Here is a 4,437-nt window from a genome sequence, read left to right on the forward strand (position 1 = left end):
CCTAAACTGCTTCTATTTCAACGAACATGTTTTTACAAAAGCGTGGCAAAGATATTGATTTCTAAAATCCTTCGCAAGCAATTTGTCAGCTTTTCATCGTTTTTAATTTCTCTCGAATAACTTCATTAGTCATTTTGGGATTGGCTTTGCCGCGTGACAATTTCATTACTTCACCGACAAAATGCCCGAATAGCGCTTCCTTACCGGATAAATATTCCTGGGTTTGCGATTTATTTTTTTCAAACATCTGGTCAACTAATTTTTCAATTTCTGAACGATCCGTAATTTGAATCAGCCCCTTTTGTTCGACTATCTTTTGCGGGTCTTCGCCGCTCTTACCCATTTCTTCAAACACGGTTTTGGCAATTTTGCCGCTAATGGTATTTTGTACTACCATTTTCAACAACGCTCCCATTTGTACCGGCTTCACTACAAATTGATCGGCGTCTTGTTTTCGCTCTTTTAAAACCGCCATCATTTCACTCATAATAAAATTACTGACCAATTTCGGTTCATTAATGTGTTTCAGCACTTCTTCATAATAATTGGCCATGGCTTTCGTCATGGTCAACACTTCAGCATCGTATTTCGGAATCGCAAAATCACGTACAAATCGATCGCGGCGTGCTTGGGGCAATTCCGATAGCGATGAAGCTATCGTATCAATCCATTCTTTGGTAACCCGTAAAGGAACTAGATCGGGTTCCGGAAAATATCGATAATCATGCGCTTCTTCTTTGGAACGCATCGGACGTGACTCACCGGCATTGTCGTCCCATAGCAAAGTTTGTTGTACTACTTTTCCTCCGCCGCTCACTAATTGGGTTTGGCGGTCAATTTCATAGAGCAGAGCACGTTCAACAGCTTTGAATGAATTCATATTCTTTAGTTCGGTCTTGGTACCAAATTGAACTTGATCGGCAGGACGGATTGAAATATTAGCATCACACCGCAAACTGCCTTCTTCCATGTTCCCATCGCATATCTCCAGATACTGTACGATCTGACGGATTTTTGTCAAATACGCCGTCACCTCTGCTGTGTTTCGAAAATCAGCTTCGGACACTATTTCAATCAGAGGTGTTCCGCAACGATTCAAATCGACAAAGGTGCCACGCCCGCCGGTAACAGCATCATCATGAATGGATTTACCGGCATCTTCTTCGAGATGAATCCGTTTGATGCCAATACGTTTGACAGTTTCGCCGATTTCAACTTCAAGCCAACCGTGTTCACAAAGCGGTTTATCAAATTGGGAAATTTGATAACCTTTCGGCAGGTCGGGATAAAAATAATTTTTCCGGGCAAAAATAGATTCACTGGCAATGACGCAGTGTGTGGCTAAGCCCATGCGAATGGCAAATTCAACCGCACGCTTGTTAAGTACAGGCAATGCACCGGGCAGTCCCAAACACACCGGACACGTTTGAGTATTCGGCATGGCGCCAAATTGTGTGCTGCACGAACAGAACGCTTTAGTCTTCGTCAGTAGTTGACAATGGACTTCAAGTCCCATTACCGGTTCGAATTGGATCTCACTCATAAATTTTTAAAGTATCAACGTTTCTTCCCGATCTTGGCCGACTGAAATGATTTTGATTTTCGGCCCCTCAAGAAAATTTTCAATAAATTGAAGATAGGTTTGCGCATTTTTGGGTAAGTCGGTAAATTTTTTAACTTTCGATGTATTCGCTTTCCAACCTGGAATGGATTTATATACAGGTTCGATTCTGTCGAGTACGCGTCCGTCCGTCACAAAATAGTCTATTTCTTTTCCGTCTAATTTATACTCCGTACAGACGTTTAATTCATCAATAGTATCCAAAACATCCAGCTTGGTTATAGCCAGCTCATCAATACCGTTGACGATTGTCGCGTAACGGAGTTGCACAAGATCGAGCCAACCGCATCGGCGTGGTCTGCCGGTCACGCTTCCGTACTCTCCGCCCAGTTCACGCACTTTGGAACCGAACGGCTCGTCAAATTCTGTCGGAAAAGGCCCATTACCGACTCGTGTAGTATAAGCTTTGATGACACCCATGACATGATTGATTTTAGACGGGCCGATACCTAGTCCCGTACATGCCCCACCACTGGTAGCATTCGACGACGTAACGAAGGGATACGTCCCGTGATCAATGTCCAACAGAGTACCCTGAGCGCCTTCCAATAAAATTTCGTTTTGGTTTTTGATTGCACGGTCCAGAAACATAGGCACATCACCAATCAGCGGACGTAATCGTTTACCTAATTCCGTAAATTGTGCAATGATCGGATCGATTTCTAATTCTTCAGCGCCGAAGGCTTTGAGAATTTTATTTTTTTCTTCGACATTTCTTTTCAATTTATCATATAATACCGAATGGTCCATTAAATCAATTGCGCGAATTCCACAACGATCAATCTTGTCAAGATACGCTGGACCGATCCCGCGTTTTGTCGTACCCACTTGGTTTTCACCGAGATATTTTTCTTTCGCCTGGTCAATCAGTTTATGGTAAGGCAAAATGATATGAGCATGGGGACTAATCATCAGACGCCCCTCCATTCTGATGCCCATTTTTTCCAAACCGTCCATTTCTTCAAACAAAGCAATCGGGTCGATCACCACCCCGTTACCTAAAATGCACTTTACACCTTCATGCAAAATACCGGATGGAATAAGGCGCAAAATATATTTTGTAGAACCGTGACAGATGGTATGCCCGGCATTAGCTCCACCCTGATAACGCGCAACGATTTCCGCCTTGCTTGAAAGCAAGTCTACAATTTTACCCTTACCCTCGTCGCCCCATTGAGCGCCGATTATCACGCGCACTGCCATGTGATTTCCCTATTATCTAGCTTGGATTGAACAAAAAACAACCCAAAACCTGTTTTGCAGATTTTGGGCATAACTTACGTAATGAACTCGTGAGATGCCAAACTTTTATGCGAAACTTTTTACAGCGTCTTCAATAGTAGAGTAGTGTTTAAACACCGTAGAAAGTTTTGTAATCTGAAAAATTTGTTTGATCTTATCCGAAGCCTGCGCCAGTCTCAGATCGCCGCCGCTATTTTTTACGGTTGTGAGATTACTGATCAGAATGCCAAGTCCCGAGCTATTGATCAGATCAATAGACTGCATATTCACGACAAAATTTTTCTTGCCTTGCAACATGTATTTGTGAATTTCATCATTGATCAGCGCAGCATCCGGTCCTCCCATAATATTGCCCTGAACTTCCAGTATAACAATACCCGACATTTCTGATACTTTGAGTTGCATACGCTACCTCGCTAAGACCTTGACGTACGTCGAAGATTCTATTGATTATTTTATTTTTGCTTTGAGATCGTCCCCGGCCTTCCATTCGATCAAAATCGGACTGGCAACATAAACTGACGAATAGGTACCGACGATAATACCAACCAACAAAGCCCACGCAAATGTGCGAATAACTTCTCCACCTAGTGCCAACAGCACGGCCACCGACAGTAGTGTCAAAACGGAAGTCATTACAGTCCGGCTCAACGTTTCGTTGATGCTGCGATTAACCACTTCTTCAAATGTTCCGCCACGTTTGATCAGGCGAGTATTCTCACGAATACGGTCAAACACTACGATCGTATCATTGACCGAGTAACCGACAATGGTCAAAAAAGCAGCGACGGCTGCTAATGAAAATTCTAATTGCAATGCAACAAAAAGCCCCAGGGTAATGATCACGTCGTGGGCCAGAGCGACGACAGCAGCCAATCCCCATTTCCAGTGAAATCGTAACGCCAAATAAACCACGATAAAAATAAGTCCCCAGATCGTTGCCCAGACGGCAGAAATTTTTAACTCATCCCCGATCTTAGGACCAACCTGGCTAACGGAACGCATTTCGACATCATTGCCTTGAAAATTTTTCTTCAGCATGTCCAAAACTTCGGTAGAAACATTATCATGCTGTTCCTGTACGTGAATCAAAATATCATTAGTCGAACCAAAATTTTGAATGCGATCCGCGCCAAATTTCGTTGAAATGAGGTGGCGAATTTTATCCAGCTCAACCGGCTGTTGAAACTTTACTTCCATTGAAGTACCGCCGATAAAATCAACGCCGTAATTTAATCCGATAAACAAAAATAATAACAAACTCAACGTTACTAAGCTACCGGAAATCAAATAAGCTGTCCGGCGATTTTGAACGAAGGGATAATTTTTATTAACTAAAAGTTCCATGAACGATATTCTCCTTATTCACTCAATATAATTTAAGGTTGAGTCTGCAGCGTTCGCTGAGACATTCCGATACTCATCTCGCGCTCCATCGCTCCACGTTCATAAATCAAATCCATAAATACTCGCGATACGAATACGCCTGTAAATATCGTGGTAATAATACCGATCATCAGCGTTAACGCAAAACCTTTGATCGGGCCGGTACCAAACTGAAATAATACAAGACC

The 4,437-nt window shown here is 42.8% G+C and carries 5 protein-coding genes; all 5 read right to left on the reverse strand.

What is annotated here, in order from left to right; all coding sequences use genetic code 11:
- Positions 1 to 85: 85 nt before the first annotated feature.
- Entirely contained in the window at positions 86 to 1,534 is a 1,449-nt protein-coding gene (gatB, locus tag K1X84_16805; protein ID MBX7153290.1) for an Asp-tRNA(Asn)/Glu-tRNA(Gln) amidotransferase subunit GatB, read from the reverse strand.
- 15 nt (positions 1,535 to 1,549) lie between these two features.
- On the reverse strand, positions 1,550 to 2,824 hold the full coding sequence (locus tag K1X84_16810; GenBank protein ID MBX7153291.1) for an adenylosuccinate synthase: 1,275 nt from the start codon (positions 2,822 to 2,824) through the stop codon (positions 1,550 to 1,552).
- Positions 2,825 to 2,929: 105 nt separating this feature from the next.
- Positions 2,930 to 3,268, reverse strand: a complete 339-nt coding sequence (locus K1X84_16815; protein MBX7153292.1) for an STAS domain-containing protein — start codon at positions 3,266 to 3,268, stop codon at positions 2,930 to 2,932.
- Between the two features lie 45 nt (positions 3,269 to 3,313).
- On the reverse strand, positions 3,314 to 4,210 hold the full coding sequence (gene secF, locus K1X84_16820; GenBank protein ID MBX7153293.1) for a protein translocase subunit SecF: 897 nt from the start codon (positions 4,208 to 4,210) through the stop codon (positions 3,314 to 3,316).
- A gap of 32 nt (positions 4,211 to 4,242) precedes the next feature.
- The coding region (locus tag K1X84_16825) for a hypothetical protein (protein MBX7153294.1) at positions 4,243 to 4,437 on the reverse strand (195 nt) is incomplete at its 5' end.

The organism is bacterium (assembly GCA_019695335.1).
Classification (GTDB): domain Bacteria; phylum CLD3; class CLD3; order SB21; family SB21; genus JABWBZ01.

Bases quoted from the DNA above. Each gene is read 5' to 3' on its own strand.
- K1X84_16810 (MBX7153291.1), bottom strand. From the start codon at position 2,824: ATGGCAGTGCGCGTGATAATCGGCGCTCAATGGGGCGACGAGGGTAAG.
- K1X84_16815 (MBX7153292.1), bottom strand. From the start codon at position 3,268: ATGCAACTCAAAGTATCAGAAATGTCGGGTATTGTTATACTGGAAGTT.
- secF (MBX7153293.1), bottom strand. From the start codon at position 4,210: ATGGAACTTTTAGTTAATAAAAATTATCCCTTCGTTCAAAATCGCCGG.